Consider the following 23,050-nt stretch of genomic DNA (forward strand, 5'->3'; position numbering starts at 1 on the left):
CCCAGACCAACATTTTGGAGGAGGACAAGCAAGTGGAATACCGCATTGAGAGAGATACGTTAGGCGAAATGAAAGTACCAGCCGACAGGCTGTGGGGCGCTCAGACGCAGCGCAGTAAGGAAAATTTCCCTATTGGACGCGAGCATATGCCGATGGAATTGGTGCGAGCTCTCGCCATTTTGAAGAAAAGTGCTGCGGCCAGTAATCATAAATTAGGCAAATTATCAGCGGCGAAAGCAGATGCGATTGCTTATGCTGCTGATGAAATTATTGCAGGACGTATTGATGATCACTTCCCACTCGTGGTATGGCAGACGGGTAGCGGTACTCAATCCAACATGAACGTGAATGAAGTTATTGCTAACCTGGGTAACCAGCTGCTGGAGCAAAAAGGTAAAGAAGAGCGCCTACATCCGAATGATGATGTTAATATGTCGCAAAGCTCCAATGACACCTTCCCAACAGCGCTGCATGTCGCGGGCGTTCTTGCGGTGGAGGATCAGTTGTTGCCAGCGATTGCAGTGTTGAAAGCGACTTTTGCGGAAAAAGTGGAAGCGTTTAAGGATATCATCAAAATTGGACGTACTCACCTTCAGGATGCAACGCCGATTACGCTTGGGCAAGAGATTAGCGGCTGGGAAGCTATGCTGGGTAAGAGTGAACGTATGATCCGCGAAAGCGTAGAGTACATGAAGGAGCTTGCGATTGGGGGTACGGCTGTAGGAACAGGAATTAACGCGCATCCTGACTTCGGTGATCTTACAGCCAAGGAGATTGGTAAGCATACAGGTAAAGATTTCGTATCTGCGCCAAACAAATTCCACGCTCTGACCAGCCATGATGAAGTGGTGTATGCTCACGGTGCAGTAAAAGCGCTTGCAGCGGATATGATGAAAATTGCCAATGACGTACGCTGGCTCGCAAGCGGTCCACGTAGCGGTCTCGGTGAGATTCGTATCCCTGAGAACGAGCCGGGCAGCTCGATTATGCCAGGTAAAGTGAATCCGACACAGAGCGAAGCGATCACGATGGTTGTGACACAAGTGATGGGTAACGATGCGGCGATTGGATTCGCGGCAAGCCAAGGTAATTTTGAACTGAACGTATTCAAACCTGTCATCATTTATAACTTCCTGCAGTCTGTACAGTTGCTCGCTGACTCCATCGTTGCATTTAATGACAAATGTGCTGTGGGTATTGAGCCGAACCTGGATCAGATCAAACACAATCTGGATAACTCGCTTATGCTGGTCACTGCACTCAATCCTCATATTGGATATGAGAATGCAGCTAAAATTGCTAAGCTTGCACATAAAGAAGGTTTGTCCCTGAAGGAAGCTGCGTTACAAACCGGACTTCTTACAGAGGAACAATTCGATCAATATGTAGACCCGGCTAAAATGATTGCACCAAAGGCTTAAACTGATTTTAAACTCCTATATTGTGTCAATTATAAATATCTATGAATAAAGTCCCGGAAAAGCGGCCTGCAAAGCAGGTCGTTTTTCTTATGTAATCACATATTTTTCTTGTCAGCTGATATCTATACATATAAAATACTAATGCAACAGATTTCATGCAACGATTCAGCATTCGTCTATATTTGGAGGGTTTCACGTTGTCTAAAACGAGAAGATTTACGATACGCTCCAAAATTGTATTGGGCTATCTTGTGGTTGTGCTCTTATTTGGTGTAGTACTACTGATCCTTTCGGCCCAAATCGATGTGTTGCAGAAGGAAAATGATTTTATTAGTCATCATGATCTGGACGTACATAATCTGACCAACGCGATTGAGAAAAACGTACTCGATATGGAAACGGGACAGCGCGGGTTCATGCTTACCGGAAAGGAAAGTTATCTGCAACCTTATGATCAAGGTCTTTCCGAGTGGAATACGAATTACGATCAGTTATACGCCTTGATTAGCGATAATCCGGCACAACAGCAAAACTTGCAAAATATTAAATCCCATATCAACCGTTGGATTGAAATTGCTGGTGAACGATCCGTACAGCTCAAGAAGGAAGGCGATCAAGATAAGGTTCTCGCTTTTTTTCAGTCCGATCCGGGGAAAACGGAAATCGATCTGCTTCGCTCCCAGCTGGCTACCTTCCGCAACACCGAAATTTTGCTTACAGAAGCTAGGGTGACGGATTTGGCGAACCGGAGTTCAACTTTGCTGACAATCATGTACACCTTGTGGGGTCTGATTGCAGCACTATCCATCGCCGCGGCTTTCATTGTATCAGGCAACATTGTTAGAACGCTTCAAGAGGTAAAGCACACGATTAGCGATATTTCCAGAGGCGGTAACCTCAAACAGCGGATACGTGTAAGAACACGGGATGAAGTCGCTGATCTCGCACATGAAGCGAATCAACTACTGGATGAGGTGCAGGAGCAAAACCGGGTGAAGGATCAACTTACAGGTGTTGCTACTCTTTTCCAAAACCCTACCACGTTAGAAGGTTTATCACGTTTGTTCCTGAGTGAACTTGCAACGATGTTGGAGATTCCGTACAGCGTGTTGTATTACTGGAAGGACAATCGGTTGTTTCGGGTGGCAGCCTATGCAGGAGATGGGGAGAAGGAACGCTCGCTCGGGAAAATATCACTTGCCCCTGGTGAAGGGTTAGTCGGTCAAAGTGCGATTGAGCAGCGGGTGTTACGAATGAATGATTTACCGCAGAATTACATTCGCATCTCGTCAGGTCTGGGCCATGCCTCAGCGAGTTCGCTTACCGTTGTACCCATCCTGTTTGAAGGAAAGACCGTTGCTGTCGTAGAACTCGCTTCCATGAAGCCATTAACCGAGAAGGCCATGGAATTGATCAAGGAATTAACGGTCATTTTCGGAGTTTCGCTTCATTCTACAGTTACGCGGATGGAACTACAGCACCTTTACGATGAATCGCAAGTACTGAACGAAGAGTTACAGGCACAATCCGAGAAGTTGCAACTTCAAACCGAGGAGATGCAATCTCAGACAGAAGAATTGCAGATGCAAACGGAAGAGTTATATATGTTAAATGAACGCTTGGAGAGTCAGAAGGGTACGGCTGAGAATGCGGTCCATGAACTTGCAGCAACTGCGCATCAGCTGCGAATCAGTTCGGGATACAAATCCGAATTTTTGGCTAATATGTCGCATGAGCTGCGCACACCTCTGAACAGCATGCTGATTCTGTCCGAGATATTGGCGGAAAACAAACATCATCATTTGAGCAGTGAGGAGCAGAACTATGCAGCCGTTATTCACAGATCGGGCAAAGACTTACTTAACTTGATTAACGATATTCTCGATCTGTCGAAGGTTGAGGCTGGACAGATGGAAGTGGAATTTGATGATGTTTACCTCGACATGTTGCCTGAAGTGATGAATCAGTATTTCTTGAAAACGGCTGAACAGAAAAAAATAGATTTTCGTATTCAGCTACAAGGTCCTCTTCCGGCTACGATTGAAACCGATGAAATGCGGATGCACCAGATTCTTAGAAATCTGCTCTCGAATGCGTTTAAGTTCACCAGCACAGGGGAAGTGGCCCTAACCATTTCTCAGGTGCGTCTGACTGACCCTGAACACGCCGGTCAAGAAACCGAAGTCATTGCTTTTTCCGTTAGTGATACGGGGATCGGTATTGCGGAGGATAAACTTCTCCAGATCTTTGAGGCATTCAAACAGGCTGATGGAGTAACGGCTCGTAAATATGGCGGTACGGGGCTAGGGCTGTCCATTTCTCAATCACTGGCTTCATTACTTGGCGGTTCAATTTCGGCAACGAGCCGATTGGGCCAAGGCAGTGTGTTTACGCTGTTTCTTCCGCTGTATAGAAAAGGTCACGAGGTTCCGCAGGAGGAGCAAAGTTCAAGATTGTTTGTTTATGAGACAGTTGGTGCTACAGCAGAAGAACGTATCAACCCTTCATCACCTCATGTGGAGCCGGAACTGAAGAATATGGAGATTTTGCTAACGCCTTTGGAAGAATCGTTATTCAGGGATCGACAGATTCTTGTCGTGGATGATGACATTCGTAACGTATATGCGCTTGCAAATGCATTGGAGCAATACGGTATGCAAGTGACCTCTGCTCAGAATGGAACGGAATGTCTGGAGCTGTTAGAGCAGGGAGGTCTCAGACCGGATGTTATTCTTATGGATATCATGATGCCAGAACTGGATGGATATGAAACCACCCGTCGGATTCGAGAGAAACTCGGTCTGACCCAGATTCCCATCATTGCACTCACAGCAAAAGCGATGAAAGAAGACCGGGAAAAATGTATCGCTGCCGGAGCCACGGATTACCTCAGTAAACCGTTGAATATCAAAGATGTGTTATCCCGTATGAAATTATGGATGAGTCACGAAAAGATGGAAATTTGAACGAATCCGCATTGCCGGGTTTAATGCTAAGCATAAAATGCCTATTTCAAATGTTTCAAACCTATGCCCATGACAGCATGATGATGCTGCCTTGAGGACATAGGTTTATTTTTTTCTCATGTAAGTTTCTTTATGGAAATTGATGTTATAATACTTAACAAACAATTAAAGGTTCTCTATTTTTCATTTCGAAATCGGTGGGATTATGAAGCCTAAAGGTCATTGTAAACGATTTGTTTACACAATTGTGTTAAATATATGGGAGGTCATGTCCATGCAGCTTACCGTTAAAGAAGCTTTGCAGGTATACCCGCTGTCTGAAGCCAAATTGATTGCGGGCCGGGAAGGGACTTCACGGATGATGAAGTCAGTCAACGTCATGGACGCTCCTGATATTGCAGATTGGATCAAATCTGGAGAAATGTTGTTTACGACCGCTTTTATGATCAAAGATAGTGAAACAGATACGCTTCGTTTAATGCAACGGCTGAATGAACGTGGATGCGCGGGAATCGGCATCAAGCTTGGACGATTCTGGGATTCGATTCCCCAAGGCATAGTAGAGGAAGCGAATCGACTTCGGCTACCGCTTTTGGAGCTTCCGTTCCAATTCACTTTCTCTGACCAGATGAACGCCTTGTTTAAAGCGGAACATGAACGTAGCCATCGGCTCCTGCACGAAGTTGTGCAAAAACAAAAGAAACTAATGCAGTTCGCTTTACAGCAACAACATCATCGCAATGTGTTTGCCGAAATGTCCACGATCCTCAATTATTCGATTGCCGTTATCGGCTCCCGCGGACATGTGCTCTATGCGAACGATGACGTGATGTCGGACAATGCAGTCACGCAAGGCTGGCCCTGGAAATCAGTCATGCACCGGGTAAAATGGAATCAGGGGAGCTGTCACCGAGTCCCGATTCAACAAAAGGACGAAGAACTGGGTTTCCTGCTGGTGTACACGGATTCTGCCTTGTCTCTACGAGCGGAGGAGGAACTGTTCCAGCAAGCTGCGGATGTGCTCGCCTTTTACATGGATATGACCTACCGTGAGCATATCAATCCAACCGTTCAGGATGAAATGCGGACCTTGCTGACCCAATATATGGAGCAGAAATTGACCATACAGGAGCTCATGACTTTGAGCGAAAATAAAGGAGTGCACCTTTTTCAAGAGACGTATCAGTGTGTGTTAACTACGCTCGAACCCAATGCCTTTGTCGAGGGGAAACTACTCAAACAGATTCATCGTGAGTTGCAGTACAATCCCCTTATGCAATTTACAGCTTCCCAGCATTTTCAGATGAATGAAGGCATACTATCCATCTACAGTTGTCCGACCGGGCGTGATTATGGCGAGGAGTTGTCCGCCTTTCTTTTAAATCGATTTGGCGATGTGCTTATGGCTCAAGAAGCCAAAGGTGCGCCAGGTCCTCGTTTCTGGATAAGCAAAATGAAACATGAGCCAACTTCACTACGTGAAGCATACCAAGAGTGTCTGGATACGCGTCAGTTAGCCCGAAGGCTCGGCATGAAGGATCGGGCACTACAATTTGAAATGTTGGAATTTGCGTATGTATTTCAGCATGTGCCGGAACAAATGATGGAGAACTATTGTCATAAAGTGCTCGAACCTTTGCATGCCAGAGACGGTGATCCCAATCAGGTACTGATGAGTACGCTAGAGTCTTTTATTGAAAATGACGGATTAATTAATGAAGCCGCCAAACAGTTGTATGTGCATCGCAATACGGTAACTTATCGTATGGAGAAGATCGGCAGTCTGTTGCAAATGGATTTCAAAAAGACGAATGATCTGCTCAAATTAAAGCTGGTCTTTACCTTCCGTAAATTCGTGCGAGATAAAGCGCCTGTAAGACTTCGTACGTAATCACTGCTGCTCGTATGATTGGTGTGCTCATGTGATCATGTGTTCTTGTGTTTATAATGCTCGTGATATGAGTGAGACTTAGAGTGTTGGCCATAATTTATATTAAAATTGATTAAACCGCACTTCCTTCATTGGTGAGTGCGGTTTTTTGACATACATAGCAAGTGTAAAAAGGGGGATTCCGTGCGCGGATAACAATTCATTTGTTTGATGTTATGTTATTTTACAAAATCACGTAAATAATATTGCTGTATTCTGAGTCAGTGAATAGAATGAGGAACAATAATTAAATAGAGACCGGAGGTTATCACATGGATGATCTTATACATCTCGTTAACGGCTGGTCTGATCAACGGTTTATGAAAGAATTTGGCTCGTTATTTGAAGAGTCTGCTTGGATTGCAGAGCGTGCTGCCGGTCTTCGGCCTTTTGGTTCATGGGAAGAGATGATGCAGGTTATGACGAAACAAGTTCTTGACTCGGAGTATAAAGAGAAGCTGGAACTGCTCCGAAAGCATCCGGATTTGGGTGCTCGGATTAGTATGAGTACCAGCTCGGTTCGGGAGCAGGCTGGTGCTGGCCTGGATTCATTAACACCGGAACAATATAACGAGCTAAAGCAGTTGAATGAGAGGTATACAAAGCAATTTGGCTTTCCGTTCATTTTAGCGGTGAAGGGCCATACGAAGGGATCTATTTCTGATTCCATAAGACAACGTCTAGAGAGAAGCGAGCAAGAAGAATTCGTAACGGCATTAAATGAAGTGTTTAAAATTGCTACAATCCGTTTGCAACAATGGATGACCGAGCGTGCAAAGTGATCTGAAGAAAAAGGATAAACATAGATCGAAGGTGAATGCCTGATGCAGCCGAATGCTGGCCGGATTACTACACATGTACTGGATACATCTAAGGGTGCTCCTGCTGTAGGAGTGAGAATTGAACTCTATTTTATAAAATGGTCAGGAAACGAGTGGAATGCCCTGAAGATGGCAGAATCATTGACCAATTCGGATGGACGTTTGAATGCACCATTGCTACATGAAGGGAAGCTGGAAGTGGGCGAATATGAACTGCGTTTTGATGTGAAACGCTATTTTGCACAAGATGCTCAAACGGATGTCACACATGTGTTGTGGACCGAAGTCGCTATTCGTTTTGCCGTAAGAGATACCGGAGGCCATTATCATATCCCTTTGTTGATAGCACCGGGGGGATACAGCACGTACCGGGGAAGCTGAAGATAAGACAGGACGGGATAGGGGAGATGGGGATGGGAACGATTCTACTCAAAGGCGCGCAATTGGTCACGATGAATACAGAAGAGGAAGTATTTACGGGAGATCTTCTCATCGAAGATAACAAAATCAAAGAAATGGCGGTGCATATCGATGAGAACTTGGCAGATCAAGTCATTGATGCGCGAGGGAAGGTGTTACTGCCGGGGTTTATCCAGACCCACATCCATCTATGCCAGACGTTGTTTCGTGGACGTGCAGACGATATGGAACTAATGGATTGGCTTCGCAAGCGAATCTGGCCGTTAGAAGCGGCACATGATGAAGAATCGGTGTATTACTCGGCAATGCTTGGACTGGGCGAATTGATCTCTAGCGGCACAACAACCATTCTGGATATGGAGACCGTGAACCATACGGAATCGGCTTTTCAAGCGATGGCCCAGAGTGGCATCCGGGTTATCTCAGGCAAGGTGATGATGGATCATGGTGATGAGGTTCCTGAGCCTCTGCGTGAGAATACGGCGGATTCGCTGCAGCAGAGTGTTGATTTGTTAGAAAAATGGAACGGATTCGGTGGAGGCCGCATTCAATATGCGTTTTGTCCAAGGTTTGTTGTCTCCTGCACAGAACAATTGCTTACGGAAGTACGTGACCTCTCGAATAAATATCACGTCAAAGTGCACACCCATGCTTCCGAGAATCGTGGAGAGATTGAACTGGTCGAACGCGAGAGAGGTATGCGTAACATCGTCTATCTTGATCACATCGGCCTGGCTACTCCCAGATTGGTTCTTGCGCATTGTGTGTGGCTGAGTGAAGAAGAGAAGGAGATTATTCGTAAACGTGGTGTCAAAGTAACCCATTGTCCCGGATCCAACATGAAACTTTCTTCGGGAATCGCGGATATCCCTGACCTGTTGAACCGGCAGATCGCAGTGGGAATCGGTGCAGACGGTGCGCCATGTAATAACAATCTGGATATGTTTCAGGAGATGCGTATGACAGCACTGATCCAGAAGGTGCCGCACGGGCCGACGGTGATGGATGCCAGAACCGTGTTACACATGGCAACGATGGGCGGGGCGGAAGTGTTGGGGCTATCCAGAGAGATAGGCAGTCTTGAAGTCGGCAAAAAGGCAGATATGATCCTGCTTGACCTTGATGATTTTCATACGTACCCGTCCTATGAGACCGACATTTACTCCCGTATCGTGTATTCGGCTACCCGTAGCTGTGTGGAAACGGTCATCATTGATGGCAGTATTGTGCTGAACAATCGTAAAATACAAACTATTGACCGCAGCATCGTATTACGAGAGTCAGATAAATGCATTGCACGGCTAATGAAACGGTTATAACAGAAACGTTGAAAGGCAAATAGTAAAGAGGGGGCGGCCCTATGGAGATGCATGATCTGTGTGTCATTGCCCTTCGTGAAACCCGGAGTGTACTTGCTACTGCGATTAAAGTGGAGGGGCATGCCTATCGCAAACAAGGGGTTTCTATGCTAATAACGGAAGACGGCAGGCTGTTCGGTAGTATCAGTCCGGGTTGTCTGGAGAGTGACCTGCAAGCCAGGGTGAGCCGCGTGCTGGAGACGCAACAACTTGAGCTGGCTTCCTACGATATGAGGCCTGAAGATGACTTGTCCTGGGGCGAAACGATTGGTTGCGGAGGCCTTGTAGTTGTTCTGCTTGAGCCGATCTGTGGCCAGTTACGTGACATGATAATGCAGATGCAGCAATGTTTGGATGCGGCTTTAGCGGTTTCTCTTCTCCGGTCTTTTGATGAGGATTACACTAATGTTACGTATCGTTGCTCGAAGATCGAGTCAGTCAAGTCAGCTGAGCCAGGACAAGAGCGATATTTAACTGCCAATGAACGACCTGATTGTTCCGAAAATGATTTATCGTTGTCCTGTCCTCCTGATCTGGAGGTTAGAAATAATCCTTGGAATCTTCCTCAACATTTTACTTCGCTATATACGCCCAAACCACGTTTGATTATCATTGGCGCCGGAAATGATGTTGTACCGGTCGCCGGACTGTCTCAATCCGCTGGATTCCGTGTCGTTATCACAGATTGGAGAGCATCCTTGTGTACGCCAGAACGATTTCCAGATGCGGAACTCGTGCACGGTTTTCCTCAGGAAGTTTTCCCGCAGCTGAACATCAATGAACATGACTATCTCATCCTAATGAGTCATCAATTCCCCCGTGAACGAGAATGGATAGCGTTATTAGACAACACCAACTATGCATATCTCGGCATTATGGGTTCACGTACCCGAACAGCTCGTTTGTTCGACGGGATGCCACCATTACATCACGTGCATAGTCCAGTTGGATTGTCCATTGGTGCAGATGGGCCAGAGGAGATCGCGATCAGTATTGTTGCAGAGTTGATTACGGTAAGACGTAAGGGAACGGCTGTTAAATCTGCGTTAGTAACCGAAAAAAGGAGCGGTGCTTATGCAAACGACAGGTATCGTTCTGGCGGCTGGCAAGAGCAGCAGACTTGGGCGAGATAAACTATCGGTCATGATGCCGGATGGAAGAGCACTGGCGGCATGGACACTGGAGGCCGCTCTGAATTCCCGGTTGGATCACATCATCTGTGTGGTCAAACCAGAGGATAGTCTTGAATGGTTACCTTCCAAATGGCACAAGGCATTCTCTTACACATATAATCCCGACAAAAGATTGCGTATGGTATTATGTAACGATTTTGCTGGTGGTATGGCAAACTCCATTCGTTGCGGTATATTGACGGCGATGGAATACAAGCCGAAGGGGGTCCTGATACTGATGGCAGACCAGCCCCTTATAACGACAGAGAATATTAATCATGTCACCGCAGTACTGGATTCTAATCCGCTGTCTGATTATGTTGCGGGTACGGACAATGAGGGGAGTAAACCCCCGGTTGCTTTTCGCTCACATATGTTCGGCCCGCTTCTGTCCCTACACGGAGATGAAGGGGCACGAAAAATGCTCCGAAACCCTAAATACCAAGGTGTACAGGTGTCTTTAGGGCGAGAGAGTTTCTGGGACGCTGATACGGAGTTGCAAGTGCAACAAATTCTGAAATATGCAGAAGAACGGATGTGGAGGGAAGCCTGAAAACAACGCGACTCTGTACGAACACAGCAAGACGATTGGGAAGGTAGAGGAAACGGAGAAATAAAGGAGGGAGAGCCATGATACTGCCGGGATACGGCTCAGGTGCACAGCCCTCGGTGTGGCAGCCAGATACGTTACAAGAACTACAAAATATTAGGGAACAGATTGAAGGAACACGGTGTTACGTTGCTGGAGGCACGTTATTGCGAACACAATGGGAGGCTTCATCAAAGGTTTTACCAGAACATTTGGTTAGTTTGGCTTGCATTCCCGAGATCAGTGGAATCTCGATGCAAGGGGATGAGATTGTGATTGGAGCCATGACCCGATTGAGGGAATGTGCAACAGACCCTTTGCTAAGCTGGTTTCCTATTTTGCATCAGGCTATCTTGGCTATAGCGGCCCCTTCTGTTCGAAATCTGGCGACGATTGGCGGAAATATTGCTTCCGGGATAGGGGATTCATTACCGGCGCTACTTGTGTATGATGCTGAGCTTCACTTGCTGACCTGTCGTGGTATGGAGACGCAGCACGTGGCGTTATGGCTTGAAAATGGACGTGATAACAAGCTGAATGCAGATGATGTATTAATCTCCATTCATATTCCGTTCAGGAACGCTACAGTAAATCTATCGTGCTCTGATCCAGAGCAGTACGTATACGAGACCGAGCAATCCATACCTGAACGAAATCATCAATTCTCCTTTTATCGTAAATTAGGCCGAAGAGAGGCATTTACTGCCTCGCTTGTCACGGTAGCTTTTCACGGGGAGATTAGCCCGGAGGACGGACGATGGACACAGGTTGCGATAGCTGCTGGTGGCGGCTCGGGTATAGCCGTGAGGTTAACCGAAACGGAGCACTGGCTTCGATCAGGAAAAGCAGATGCTTCTCAAGCCGCCGGGCTTGCAACCCAGGCTACTGCTGAATTTGTATCCTATACGGATGCTTTTGCCACTGAACTCTACAGAAGACAGTCGGCAGGGAATATGCTTGGGGCCGGACTTTGGCAGGCTTTTCATCCATAGGCAACTAAGCTGTCTGCAAATCAGAACTGGACTTAAAAAAGGAGCTACGAAAGGGGAGGAACACCATGTTGCTTAACCGGAAACAGAGTGGAAATCGCTGGCATATGCGGCCGGATGGTCCTCCTAAGGTCACGGGACAATTGCAGTATCTAACGGATATGTCCTTGCCTAACATGGTCTATGGAAAAGTGCTGCGAAGTGCTTATCCGTATGCGCGGCTACGGTCTGTTGATATATCGGAAGCGGAAGCCATGGAGGGTGTATATGCGGTGTTAACGGCCAAAGACGTACCTGGACTCAACCGTTTTGGTATTGCGACCCCGGATCAGCCCGTCTTCTGTGAAGATGTTGTTCGTTATGTAGGCGATGCGATTGCCGCGGTTGCGGCCGACTCACCTGAACGAGCCTTGCTCGCCATAGAAGCTATTCGTGTAAAGTATGAGGAGATTGAGCCACTGGATAGCACGGCTGCCGCACTGGCTCCTGGGGCGCCTGAACTGCATCCACATGGTCCAGGCAATGTGCTGCATCGTACAGAGATCAAACGCGGAGATGCCCAGCAAGCTTTTGATTCTTGTGCACATATCGTAACTGAGACTTATTATACGCCACGACAAATGCATGCATATATGGAGACAGAGGGAGGGCTGTTTGCACCTGACGAGATGGGTCGTCTTCATGTCTATGCGGCAACACAGCATGGGTATAAGGATCGTATGCAACTCGCACGTATTATTGGCTGCCCGGAAGAACACATTCGGGTGGTATCTTCACCTATTGGCGGTTCGTTTGGCGGAAAAGATGAATTGAACGTGCAACCTTATGGTGCACTGCTCGCGTTAAAATGCGGCCGCCCTGTTAAAATGCACAATTCGCGTAAAGAATCCGTTCGGGCTGGTTTGAAGCGTCATCCGATGAAGATTGAGATGCAAACGGGTATAAGCCGTGAGGGGATTTTGCAGGCACATCGGGTTCGTATTACGGCAGATACCGGTGCATATGCAACACTTGGAGCACCCGTATTAAACTTCTGTACCGAGCATTGTATGGGGCCGTATATGATTCCGCATGTGGATGTAGAAGGGGTATCTGTGTATACAAACAATGGATTATCCGGGGAGTTTCGCGGATTCGGAGGCAATCAGGCGATCTTTGCAATGGAAGGTCAGATGGATCGTTTGGCACAGCTCATAGATATGGACCCCTGGGAGTTTCGGCGGCGTAATCTGAGGCAGAAGCATGATCCCGGTCCCTTGAACCAGCGTATTCTGCCCACGGATGGATTATATCAAGTATGGGAGGCGCTGGACCGCTCGGAGCTATGGCAGAAGCATCTTCATCCTCCGGTGGAAGCGTCACTTCCTCCATGGATCAAACGAGGAGTAGGGGCGGCTATCGCGATGCATGGCGCCGGGCTTGGTTATGGCATTCCGGATCCGGCTGGTGGACGCTTGTCGCTGAATGCGGAGGGCAAGATCGAAGTGGCTTTTAGCTACGAGGAGTTCGGGCAAGGCCTTGTGGCCACGCTAGAGATCATGCTCTGTGATCTCTTCCAGTGTCACCCATCGGACCTGAGCATTGTCATTGGGGATACAGACCGCGTGCCCCATAGTGGCTCGAGTACGGCATCCCGTTCGACCACGATGGCCTGGATGGCTTTGCAACGCTTGCAGCACCCGTTCCGTGCAAAGCTACTTAAAGTTGCATCACAGTTTTCTGGGATTTCGGCAGAGCAACTCATGATAGGACGTGAGGGAATATGGATAAAATCACAGGATTCCTCTTCAACCTCTGCCCCCCGCTTAGTCGTCGCTTATACGGATCTTGTAAAGCAGGGTGAAGCGCAGGAATGGATTTTTGACACCACTTTTCATTACCCCACGACGCCTGACAATGTGATGGGCGGTCATTACCTTTACACGTATGCCGCAGTTGCTGCAGAGGTGGAGGTCAATACGCTGACGGGCGAAACCAAACTTTTGGATACAAGGCATATTGTAGCCGCAGGACCGGTGATCAATCCGATGGGTTATATAGGGCAGATTGAAGGTGGCAGTGTGATGGCACTTGGATTTACGTTAACCGAGGATGCCGTCATGGAGCAGAGCCGCTACGTTACGGCGAATCTGGACACGTATTTAATTCCGACGATCAAGGATATTCACTCGAATTTAGAAGTAGAGGCAATTGAAGAGTTACCTGAAGGAGATGCATTCGGACCCAGAGGCATTGGCGAGATTGGTTCCGTTGCACTTGCACCTGCGATTACTGCAGCTATTCATCAGGCAACAGGCGTATGGGTAACTCAGCTCCCCGTGCCGCGCGAGCAACTCAGTCAGGGGATAAATGTTCTTTTGCCAGAAGGAGTGAAGCCATCATGAAGAATCAGCCTCTTGAACAGACATGGAGTGCTAGAGTGAATGGGCAATTAAAAGAACTGTCCGTTTCTCCTGAAACACGGCTTGTCGATATCCTTCGGAATCGCTTAGAGCTGACGGGAACGAAGGTTTCTTGTGAGGTCGGACGATGCGGTGCATGTATGATTCTCATGAATGGAGAGCCGGTTAATGCCTGCCTTGTGATGGCGTATCAAAGTGAGGGAAGCGACATTACAACCATCGAAGGACTTCATGGTGAGAAAGAGGGAGAGCTACATCCCATTCAACAAGCCTTCGTGGAAGAAGGCGGGTTTCAGTGTGGATACTGCACTCCAGGGATGATTATTTCAACCAAGGCTTTGCTGGACGCATGTCCACATCCTTCTCTGGAGCAGATTGAAACCGGATTATGTGGTAATCTCTGTCGCTGTACAGGCTATGGCGGGATTATACGCGCGGTAAACAAGGCAAGTGAGCGTTGCGCAGTTAAAGGAACGGTTGGAACAGTGGTAAAAGAAAATGTAAACAGATCAGCGGTTAACTTTGTACAAACAGATGGTGCTGAAACCTGATGATCCGAAGCGGTAGCACGATTTAAGCTTTGTACAAAATTATGGTAATATTAAGAATAATAGAGAATTTCCTGCGAGTGGAGATCAAGTGCTGCCCGTGGAAAGTTCTTATTTTTTTGTGTGGGAGGATTATGATGAAGAAAAAGCATTTGTTTCTCGGTACCGTGTTAAGTCTGCTTGTGATCATGTTGCTTGCAAATTACATTGAGAATAATGAGGCCGTCGTAAATACGAGCCAGGTTGTCGAAAGTTATGGGGGAGATCGCGGAATGTACAAAGCAACGGTAACGTTTGATATGATTCCAGCGAAAAAAGCAAGCAACGTAAAAGTTATGGTTGTATACCCTAACGATACGATCGAATATCATGATGTGTCGTCACCTGATGGTCACTACCTTTTGGACATAACGAAAAACGTGGAAGAGTTCGCCTTGGACAAAAGTAAAGGCACATCACCCGAATTCCTGATTACTTGGATATCAGGGAATAAAAAAAGAATAAGCTATGTTTATTCAGGTGTCAGATGAATGAAGAGCTTAGTTACATAAGCATGACTAGATTGTGAAAAACATAGTGTTTTTAAATGTAAATTTAAGCGTTTTCGGAATGTGAGTTTGTAAAGTTTTATTGGGATAGAATAATTATTTTTTCTTGATACATATAGTGATGACTGATCTATATAACCATATATTTACAATTTTATCCACTCATGATATGTTTACATATGAAAGCGCCATCATGATTGGGGTTATGCACATTTCGCTCTCACATTTCAGATGGAAAGGGAGATGGCAATGAAGGTCCGAATGGAGATGGGAACGAAGAATGGATGGAGGGAGAGGATTCAAAAAGCATTGGCAATCATGCTGGTCAGTACCTTGTTGTTGGGTATGCTGGCATTGCCTGCACCTGCGCAAGCGGATGCCCCGCTACTTACGATTGAAGGTGAAGATGCACAATTAACCTCGGATTTGCAAGTGGTAACTCAGATTTACGGACAGCCGAAGCCAGGTTACTCGGGAAGCGGATTTGTCTGGATGCAGGGATCGGGAACGATCACATTAGATGTAACCGTTCCCGAAACGGGGATGTACAGTATTTCCACCCGTTATATGCAGGAGCTTAGTATGGACGGCAGACTTCAATACTTGGCAGTGAACGGGGTAACGAAAGGTTCTTACATGCTTCCCTATACGACAACATGGTCGGATTATGATTTTGGTTTTCACAAATTAAACAAGGGAAGCAACACAATTCAACTGAAGGCTGGTTGGGGTTATGCATATTTTGATACGTTCACGGTGGACTATGCCGATCTTGATCCATTGAATGTGCAGCCTGTGCTCACGGATTCTCAGGCTACACCAGAAACGCAGCTTTTAATGAATTATTTAACGGAGGTATACGGACACAAGATCATATCGGGACAACAGGAGATCTATGGAGGAGGGAATGACGGGAATTCTGAGCTGGAGTTTGAGTGGATACATGATCTGACGGGTAAATATCCGGCTATCCGGGGATTTGATTTTATGAACTACAACCCGCTGTATGGCTGGGAAGATGGTACAACTGATCGGTTGATCGATTGGGTGAATAACCGCGGAGGCATTGCAACCGCATCTTGGCATATCAATGTGCCGCGTAACTTTACTACGTATCAGCTTGGCGATTTTGTCGATTGGAAAGAGGCGACCTACAAACCAACCGAAACGAATTTTGATACCGCAAAAGCTGTCATTCCTGGTACGAAGGAGTATCAGTATGTGATGATGACGATTGAAGACCTGGCGGAGCAACTGCAGATATTACAGGATAATGATGTGCCGGTTATTTTCCGTCCTTACCATGAAGCAGAAGGAAACGGCGGATTGAACGGAGAGGGAGCTTGGTTCTGGTGGGCTTCTGCTGGAGCAGATGTGTATAAGAAGCTTTGGGATATGATCTACACCGAGCTGACCGAAACATATGACCTGCATAACCTGATCTGGACTTACAACAGCTACGTATACAGTACTTCACCAGCTTGGTATCCGGGGGATGATCAGGTAGATCTTGTGGGCTTTGACAAATACAATACGATCTACAATCGTTACGATGGATTATCCGGTGTGCCTAACGAGGATGCCATCACGTCCACATTTTATCAGCTGGTGAACTTGACCAATGGCAAAAAAATGGTGGCAATGACAGAGAACGATACTGTTCCAAGCGTGAAAAATCTGACAGAGGAAAAAGCGGGCTGGCTTTATTTCCTTCCGTGGTACGGCGAGCATCTGATGAGCGAAGCGTTCAACTATGCTGCCACATTAAAAACGCTCTATCAAAGCGATTATGTCATTACTCTGGATGAGTTGCCGGATCTGAAGGCGAACCAGCCCAATCCAAGTGCGGTCATCTCACCCGGAAGTGCAACCTTTGATAAGGCAACAAGTCATGCGCAGGATATTACGATTTCGCTCACCTTGAACGGACATCAACTTACGGGCATCTCAAAGGGAGGCGTGAATCTGGCTTCCGGCCAGCATTATACGGCGTCTGAATCAACAGTGGTGCTGAAGCAAGCCTATCTTACAACACTACCTCTCGGGCAAACGAGTCTGACTTTTCATTTCGATCAGGGTAAAGATGCCGTTCTTAAATTGAATGTAGTCGATAGTTCCGTTGTTGTTGTACCACCCGACAGCAAGCTAACGATTCAGGCGTATAACGGCAATACGAGTGCTTCGACGAACGGGATCGCTCCCAAGTTCAAGCTGATTAATTCCGGGAATACGGCTATTCCTCTCAGCGATGTAAAGGTGCGGTACTATTATACGATTGATGGTGAGCAAGCACAGACCTTCTGGTCCGATTGGGCAAGTGTAGGCAGTGCCAACGTTACCAGTACCTTCGTCAAGCTGGACACACCAGTAACTGGCGCGGATTATTATGTTGAACTGGGATTCACTAGTAATGCCGGAGTGCTGAATCCGGGTGAAAGTGCGGAGATACAAGCTCGGTTTTCTAAAAATAACTGGTCTAATTACAATCAGTCCGATGATTATTCCTTCATGGCAACGGGGAATCAATATGCTAATCACAGCAAAATAACCGGGTACGTAAGTGATCAGTTGGTATGGGGTGTGGAACCTTAATCGAAAACAAGCAAGACCAGGTCAGTTTCTTGTTGAACTGATCCGGTCTTGTTTTATTATGTGTAGGGAAGGAGGCGTATGGATAAAACCAGAAGCTGAAGGGAGTTATGTTTTTATTTTAGGAAGCAATACTTATGGTAGTAAATGTAATTTGTAAGGGTGTAAGGATAGATTTGTAATCATAATAATTATTATGTAAACTTATATTTTTCGATATCCTTTATAGGTGACATCTATGGTATTAGGGAATGCTAAAGTCCTGATTAATACTAAAATTCACTCTTTTATGAACTGGATTCAGACACAGAAGAGACACTCCATTGCAGTGAACAAATTCCATTTTATTTGAAACTTTTATACACCAGATTGTTTCCCGAAAATCGTTTTCGATTCTACTGAAAATGAGCAGGTCAATCATCTGACCTATTGGCTCAAATGACAGTCAGAGCTAGGGTTACAACACTCCATAAGTGTAGAATAGCAACACTAATCTCCTAAGGATACAGGAGAGAAGAAAACGATAATTAAAATTGGGAAAAATATTAATGTTTTAATACAAAAAAAGGAAGCTATACGCGCTATAAGCCTACCCCTAAATCAAGCTAAATTAACTTGTCTAATAAATAGAAAAATAAGGGAAATGCCAGAGAAAAGCTGATGCTACGCTATTTATAGATTGAATTGATATGGATTTGCGATAGATTTTCAGATGACCTTCAAGTTATGCTGTGGGAAATCAGAAAGGAAGTGGCAACCATGGAACGCGAACTGGCGTTGGAAATTGTCCGAGTAACAGAATTGGCGGCTTTAGCTTCAGCTCCTTGGATGGGAAGAGGCGACAAGAATAGTGCAGACGAAGCGGCTACTTTGGCCATGCGTGCCATGTTCGATTCCGTGTCCATTCGAGGCACGGTCGTGATTGGGGAAGGGGAGATGGATGAAGCCCCAATGTTGTACATCGGTGAAGAAGTCGGCAATGCGGAGGGACCGGAGGTTGACGTCGCTGTTGATCCTTTGGAAGGTACAGACATTGTTGCTAAAGGGCTGAACAATGCACTATCCGTCATTGCGGTGGCGGGAAAAGGAAATCTGCTCCATGCTCCGGACATGTATATGGAGAAGCTGGCCGTTGGTCCTGCCCTGGTAGGCAAAGTCTGCATTGAAGATCCGATTGAGGTGACCCTGGAAAAAGCGGCTGTTGCTCTAAATAAAAATATCTCCGATCTCACGGTCATGATCCTTGATCGAGTAAGGCATGAGAGCACGATTAAAACGCTTCGCAAAGTTGGCGTGCGGATCAAATTCCTTAGTGACGGCGACGTTGCAGGAGCGATGGCTCCAGCTTTCCCGGAAGCGGGTATTGACCTGTATGTTGGATCAGGTGGTGCCCCTGAAGGCGTGCTGGCTGCAGCAGCCTTGTCCTGCCTCGGAGGCGAGATTCAAGGCCGTTTGATGCCAGCCAATGCAGATGAATTCCAGCGTTGCTTGCAGATGGGAATTGATAACCCATACAAAGTGTTGACGATGGAAGACATGATCGGTACAGAGGACGTTATTTTTGCCGCAACGGGAGTAACGCCTGGTGAAATTCTTGGCGGCGTGCGTTATCTTGCAGATGACCGGGCGGAGACAGATTCGATTGTCATGCGTGCCAAAACGAAAACCATTCGTTTTATTCGTTCCCTGCATTTCCTGCCGAACAAAGAGGTACTGCATAAGGTTCGTAAGCTTCAGGCTTCCTCCGAGCCATCAGATCGCATGATCCGGAAATTGACTAAAGAGATGGAACAGGCTGAATTCAGTCAGTCTGCCAAAGAAGCAAGCGTAATTACAAATGGTTAAAATGTTTACTTCATCTATATATTAAATTCATAGTGCGTATATATTAAGTTCATAGAACAAATCTGTGCGCTACATTATTGACAAGTAAGAATGAGGAAAAAAGGTGAATCCTGAATTCCTCATTCTTTTTGTTGTTTTTGCATTGACAACGGTTACATGGCATGAGAAAATGTACGCGCGTACATAAATGAATGTTCTCGATAATTTTTTGATTTATACGTGCACATTTCATCTGAAGGAGGTGACGGACATGGCTTCTCGTAGAGAAGTCGCTGAGCTAGCGGGGGTATCCGAAGCGACGGTGTCCAGAGTTTTAAACGGCGTTGGACCCATCAGGGAAGAGACTCGCCGCAGGGTACTTGAAGCATCCGAGCGGCTAGGCTATGTACCGAGTGCACTTGCTCGTAGCTTCGCCAGAAGTAAGAGCGGCAATTTGGGCGTTGTGTTGCCATACGTTCCGAAGGCGCATCTGTTTTCAGCCTATTTTTTCTCGGAAATGTTAAGTGGTATCGGAAGCAAAGCGAGAGACAACGGCCTTGATCTGCTCGTCATGTTTCAAACCGCAGGTGAGGTTATGAATTATACCGATTTGTTCCGTAGACAGAAAATTGATGCCTGTATCATTCTTGGTGCGAGACATGATCAGGATGAGCTGGCGGCCATGCAGCAACTGGATCGGGAAGGGCATCCGTTTTGCGTTATGAATCAGCATTTTGCGAATGAGTCATTCATGGAAGTAGATGCTGATCATGTAGAGGGAAGCAGGCTTGCTATACGTCACCTTACCGATCAGGGACATCGTAGAATAGCCTTTTTGAATGGACCCGACAGCTATTCGAACAGTCAGGATCGATTGGAGGGCGTGCGATTGGGGCTGCATGAGGCGGGCATGGAGCTGGATTCTAGTCTGTTATTTGAAGGTAACTACAGCAGGCGGAGTGGCATTGAGGCGTCAGCCTCTATAGCTGATCGTCTGCATGAGATTGATGCCGTGTTCGCAGCGAATGATCGGATGGCCATTGGTGTGATGCATGGCTTGCGGGAACGAGGAGTACGTACTCAGGATTTCCCGGCATTTGTTGGTTATGATGACTCGGATGCGGCCGAGATGGCTGTTCCCGCGCTGAGCAGCGTCAGGGTTCCCTTTTTCGAGATGGGGGAGCTTGCTGTGTCCAAGCTGATGCAAGGTACGAGTGGCATAGCTGATGCAAGAGATTCGAAAGGGTATCATTCTACAGTACCTTTTGACTCGTTACGAACCCTTTTACCCACAGAATTGATTATTCGTGCATCTTCCAACCGTCATGTTGAAGAGTAGAGCCAAGCAGATCCGTTAGTTACTTTCTATGAAATGGTACTTTCATTCTATACCCATGTTTTTTCATTCTATTAAAGGAGGAAATGATTATGTCAAAACGTCTTCGTGTAGGAATGGTTGGATACAAATTTATGGGGAAGGCCCATAGTAATGCCTATCGCAGTCTGCCCATGTTTTTCCCATCTGCACCGCTACAGCCCGAAATGTCGGTGATTTGCGGTCGGAATCAGGAGGGAGTTGAGGCGGCAGCAGACCAGTTTGGATGGTCGGAGAGTGTTACGGATTGGCGTGAACTGGTCAAACGGGAAGACATCGATCTCATTGACATTAATGCTCCAAGTGATGCTCATAAAGAAATTGCACTGGAAGCAGCTCGTCAAGGCAAGCATCTGTTCTGTGAGAAACCACTCGCACTCTCGCTGGCTGACTCCCGTGAGATGTTACAAGCAGCAGAAGATGCTGGTATAGCCCACATGGTCGGGTTTAACTATCGTTTCTCCCCAGCCGTGCAGCTTGCGAAGGACTTGATCGAAAGCGGACGTTTGGGCAAAATCTATCATTTTCGTGCGTTTTTCCTTCAGGACTGGATTCTGGACCCGAACTTCCCACTCGTATGGCGTCTGCAAAAAGAAGTCGCAGGCTCCGGTTCACACGGTGATCTCGGTGCTCACTTAATTGACCTCGCTCGGTTCCTCGTTGGTGAATTCCAGGAGGTTATTGGCATGAGTGAAACGTTCATCAAAGAACGTCCGCTCGCTTCCGAGATGACAGGTCTTAGTGCCAAAGGCAGTTCAAGTGCAGATGCACCTAAAGGTGAGGTAACAGTGGATGACGCCACGTTGTTCCTGGCGAGATTCGCAGGTGGGGCGCTTGGCAGTTTTGAAGCGACTCGATTCGCTGCCGGACATCGTAGTACGAACTCTTTTGAGATTAACGGTAGCTTGGGCAGTGTGCGTTTTGACTTTGAACGTATGAATGAACTGGAAGTCTATTTCACGAAGGATGATGAAGATGTGCAGGGATTCCGCCGCGTGCTGGCTACCGATCCTGCGCATAAATATGCCGAGGCTTGGTGGCCTGCGGGACATACGATTGGTTTTGAACACACGTTCACACATGAAATGTTGGAACTTGTAACCGCTATTTCGGAAGGCCGTCAGCCGTCGCCGAACTTCCATGATGGAGTTGCCTGCCAAGCAGTACTGGAAGCCGTAGAACGTTCGGTAACGGAGCGTCGCTGGGTAACTCTTGAAGAGATGTAATGATGTAATAACGGGATGCGGAAGAGATAAGGCCTGAAGACAGAAACAGAAAATATCGAATGAATCGAAAGCGAGGATCTAGCGATGAAAAAAGCACTGATTGTATGGGGCGGCTGGGATGGACATGAGCCGGAGCAAGTAGCCGCGATTTTTGAACGCATTTTAAAAGAAGAGCACTTCGAAGTCGAAGTCTCCGATACACTGGAGTCCTACGCAGACGCAGAGAAATTGCTCGGTCTGGATCTGATCGTGCCTTTATGGACTATGGGACAGATTGAGCAAGAACTAGTGAATAACGTTTCAGCGGCTGTACAGAGTGGTGTGGGGCTTGCAGGTCTGCATGGCGGGATGTGTGACGCGTTCCGTAACAACGTAGACTGGCAGTTTATGACAGGCGGACAATGGGTAGCTCACCCAGGCAACGATGGGGTGGAATACATGGTGAATATGAAGCGAGGCTCCAGCCCGCTCTTTGAACATATTGAAGATTTTCAGGTGAAAAGTGAGCAGTATTACTTGCACGTTGACCCGGCTGTAGAAGTGCTCGCAACCACCCGTTTCCCGATTGTATCCGGGCCTCACGCTGCCAATGGGCCTGTCGATATGCCTGTAGCGTGGACGAAGCGCTGGGGTGCAGGACGTGTATTTTACAATTCACTGGGACACCATGCAGACATCGTAGATATGAAACCCGTAACCGAGATGATGCGCAGCGGTTTTCTCTGGACAGCCGAAGGTAAGGAACTGGCGAAGAGACGCAAAACCGATGCGACGACAGAGGTATACACAGGCATGGCAGACAACCAGACCTAATGTTTTACAGTTCAATATACTAGTCCAGTTTGCAAGTTCGTAATTTCGTACTCACACGA

General features: G+C 46.9%; 17 protein-coding genes. All 17 read left to right on the top strand.

Annotated features, from left to right (window positions below; translation table 11 throughout):
- The first annotated feature begins 32 nt into the window (after positions 1–32).
- Positions 33–1,421 (top strand): class II fumarate hydratase, encoded by a 1,389-nt coding sequence (fumC, locus tag H7T88_RS17155; protein WP_090924818.1) that lies wholly within the window; start codon positions 33–35, stop codon positions 1,419–1,421.
- A 197-nt stretch (positions 1,422–1,618) separates the two neighbouring features.
- Complete coding sequence (locus tag H7T88_RS17160; RefSeq protein WP_260510969.1) at positions 1,619–4,387, top strand: CHASE3 domain-containing protein; 2,769 nt, start codon at positions 1,619–1,621, stop codon at positions 4,385–4,387.
- A gap of 274 nt (positions 4,388–4,661) precedes the next feature.
- Complete coding sequence (locus H7T88_RS17165) at positions 4,662–6,278, top strand: PucR family transcriptional regulator (protein ID WP_221789466.1); 1,617 nt, start codon at positions 4,662–4,664, stop codon at positions 6,276–6,278.
- A 311-nt stretch (positions 6,279–6,589) separates the two neighbouring features.
- Positions 6,590–7,099, top strand: a complete 510-nt coding sequence (gene uraD, locus H7T88_RS17170) for a 2-oxo-4-hydroxy-4-carboxy-5-ureidoimidazoline decarboxylase (RefSeq protein ID WP_221789467.1) — start codon at positions 6,590–6,592, stop codon at positions 7,097–7,099.
- A gap of 42 nt (positions 7,100–7,141) precedes the next feature.
- Positions 7,142–7,519 (top strand): hydroxyisourate hydrolase, encoded by a 378-nt coding sequence (gene uraH / locus H7T88_RS17175; protein ID WP_221789468.1) that lies wholly within the window; start codon positions 7,142–7,144, stop codon positions 7,517–7,519.
- Between the two features lie 32 nt (positions 7,520–7,551).
- Positions 7,552–8,877: a 5'-deoxyadenosine deaminase gene (locus H7T88_RS17180; protein WP_221789469.1), complete on the top strand. Its 1,326-nt coding sequence runs from the start codon at positions 7,552–7,554 to the stop codon at positions 8,875–8,877.
- Positions 8,878–8,918: 41 nt separating this feature from the next.
- Positions 8,919–10,049: an XdhC family protein gene (locus tag H7T88_RS17185; protein WP_221789470.1), complete on the top strand. Its 1,131-nt coding sequence runs from the start codon at positions 8,919–8,921 to the stop codon at positions 10,047–10,049.
- Complete coding sequence (locus H7T88_RS17190; protein WP_221789471.1) at positions 9,991–10,641, top strand: nucleotidyltransferase family protein; 651 nt, start codon at positions 9,991–9,993, stop codon at positions 10,639–10,641. The genes H7T88_RS17185 and H7T88_RS17190 overlap by 59 nt, the downstream gene beginning before the upstream one ends.
- A 77-nt stretch (positions 10,642–10,718) precedes the next feature.
- Positions 10,719–11,669 carry an FAD binding domain-containing protein gene (locus tag H7T88_RS17195; protein ID WP_221789473.1) on the top strand — a complete coding sequence of 317 codons (951 nt, stop codon included), beginning with the start codon at positions 10,719–10,721 and terminating at the stop codon, positions 11,667–11,669.
- 65 nt (positions 11,670–11,734) lie between these two features.
- Positions 11,735–14,050 carry a xanthine dehydrogenase subunit D gene (pucD, locus tag H7T88_RS17200; RefSeq protein ID WP_221789475.1) on the top strand — a complete coding sequence of 772 codons (2,316 nt, stop codon included), beginning with the start codon at positions 11,735–11,737 and terminating at the stop codon, positions 14,048–14,050.
- Entirely contained in the window at positions 14,047–14,619 is a 573-nt protein-coding gene (locus tag H7T88_RS17205; protein WP_221789477.1) for a (2Fe-2S)-binding protein, read from the top strand. The genes pucD and H7T88_RS17205 overlap by 4 nt, the downstream gene beginning before the upstream one ends.
- A gap of 131 nt (positions 14,620–14,750) precedes the next feature.
- Complete coding sequence (locus H7T88_RS17210) at positions 14,751–15,146, top strand: hypothetical protein (RefSeq protein WP_221789479.1); 396 nt, start codon at positions 14,751–14,753, stop codon at positions 15,144–15,146.
- Positions 15,147–15,431: 285 nt separating this feature from the next.
- Positions 15,432–17,756, top strand: a complete 2,325-nt coding sequence (locus tag H7T88_RS17215; protein WP_221789481.1) for a glycosyl hydrolase — start codon at positions 15,432–15,434, stop codon at positions 17,754–17,756.
- A 756-nt stretch (positions 17,757–18,512) separates the two neighbouring features.
- Positions 18,513–19,598 carry a class II fructose-bisphosphatase gene (gene glpX, locus H7T88_RS17220; protein ID WP_221789607.1) on the top strand — a complete coding sequence of 362 codons (1,086 nt, stop codon included), beginning with the start codon at positions 18,513–18,515 and terminating at the stop codon, positions 19,596–19,598.
- A 250-nt stretch (positions 19,599–19,848) separates the two neighbouring features.
- The gene (locus H7T88_RS17225; RefSeq protein WP_221789483.1) at positions 19,849–20,916 is read left to right on the top strand and encodes a LacI family DNA-binding transcriptional regulator; all 1,068 of its coding nucleotides are present in this window, start codon (positions 19,849–19,851) and stop codon (positions 20,914–20,916) included.
- 89 nt (positions 20,917–21,005) lie between these two features.
- Positions 21,006–22,178, top strand: coding sequence for a Gfo/Idh/MocA family protein (locus H7T88_RS17230; protein WP_221789486.1), 1,173 nt, complete (start codon positions 21,006–21,008; stop codon positions 22,176–22,178).
- Positions 22,179–22,262: 84 nt separating this feature from the next.
- Positions 22,263–22,991 (top strand): ThuA domain-containing protein, encoded by a 729-nt coding sequence (locus H7T88_RS17235; RefSeq protein WP_221789488.1) that lies wholly within the window; start codon positions 22,263–22,265, stop codon positions 22,989–22,991.
- Positions 22,992–23,050: the final 59 nt, after the last annotated feature.

This window comes from Paenibacillus cucumis (ex Kampfer et al. 2016), assembly GCF_019748695.1.
GTDB classification, from domain to species: Bacteria; Bacillota; Bacilli; order Paenibacillales; family Paenibacillaceae; genus Paenibacillus; species Paenibacillus polysaccharolyticus.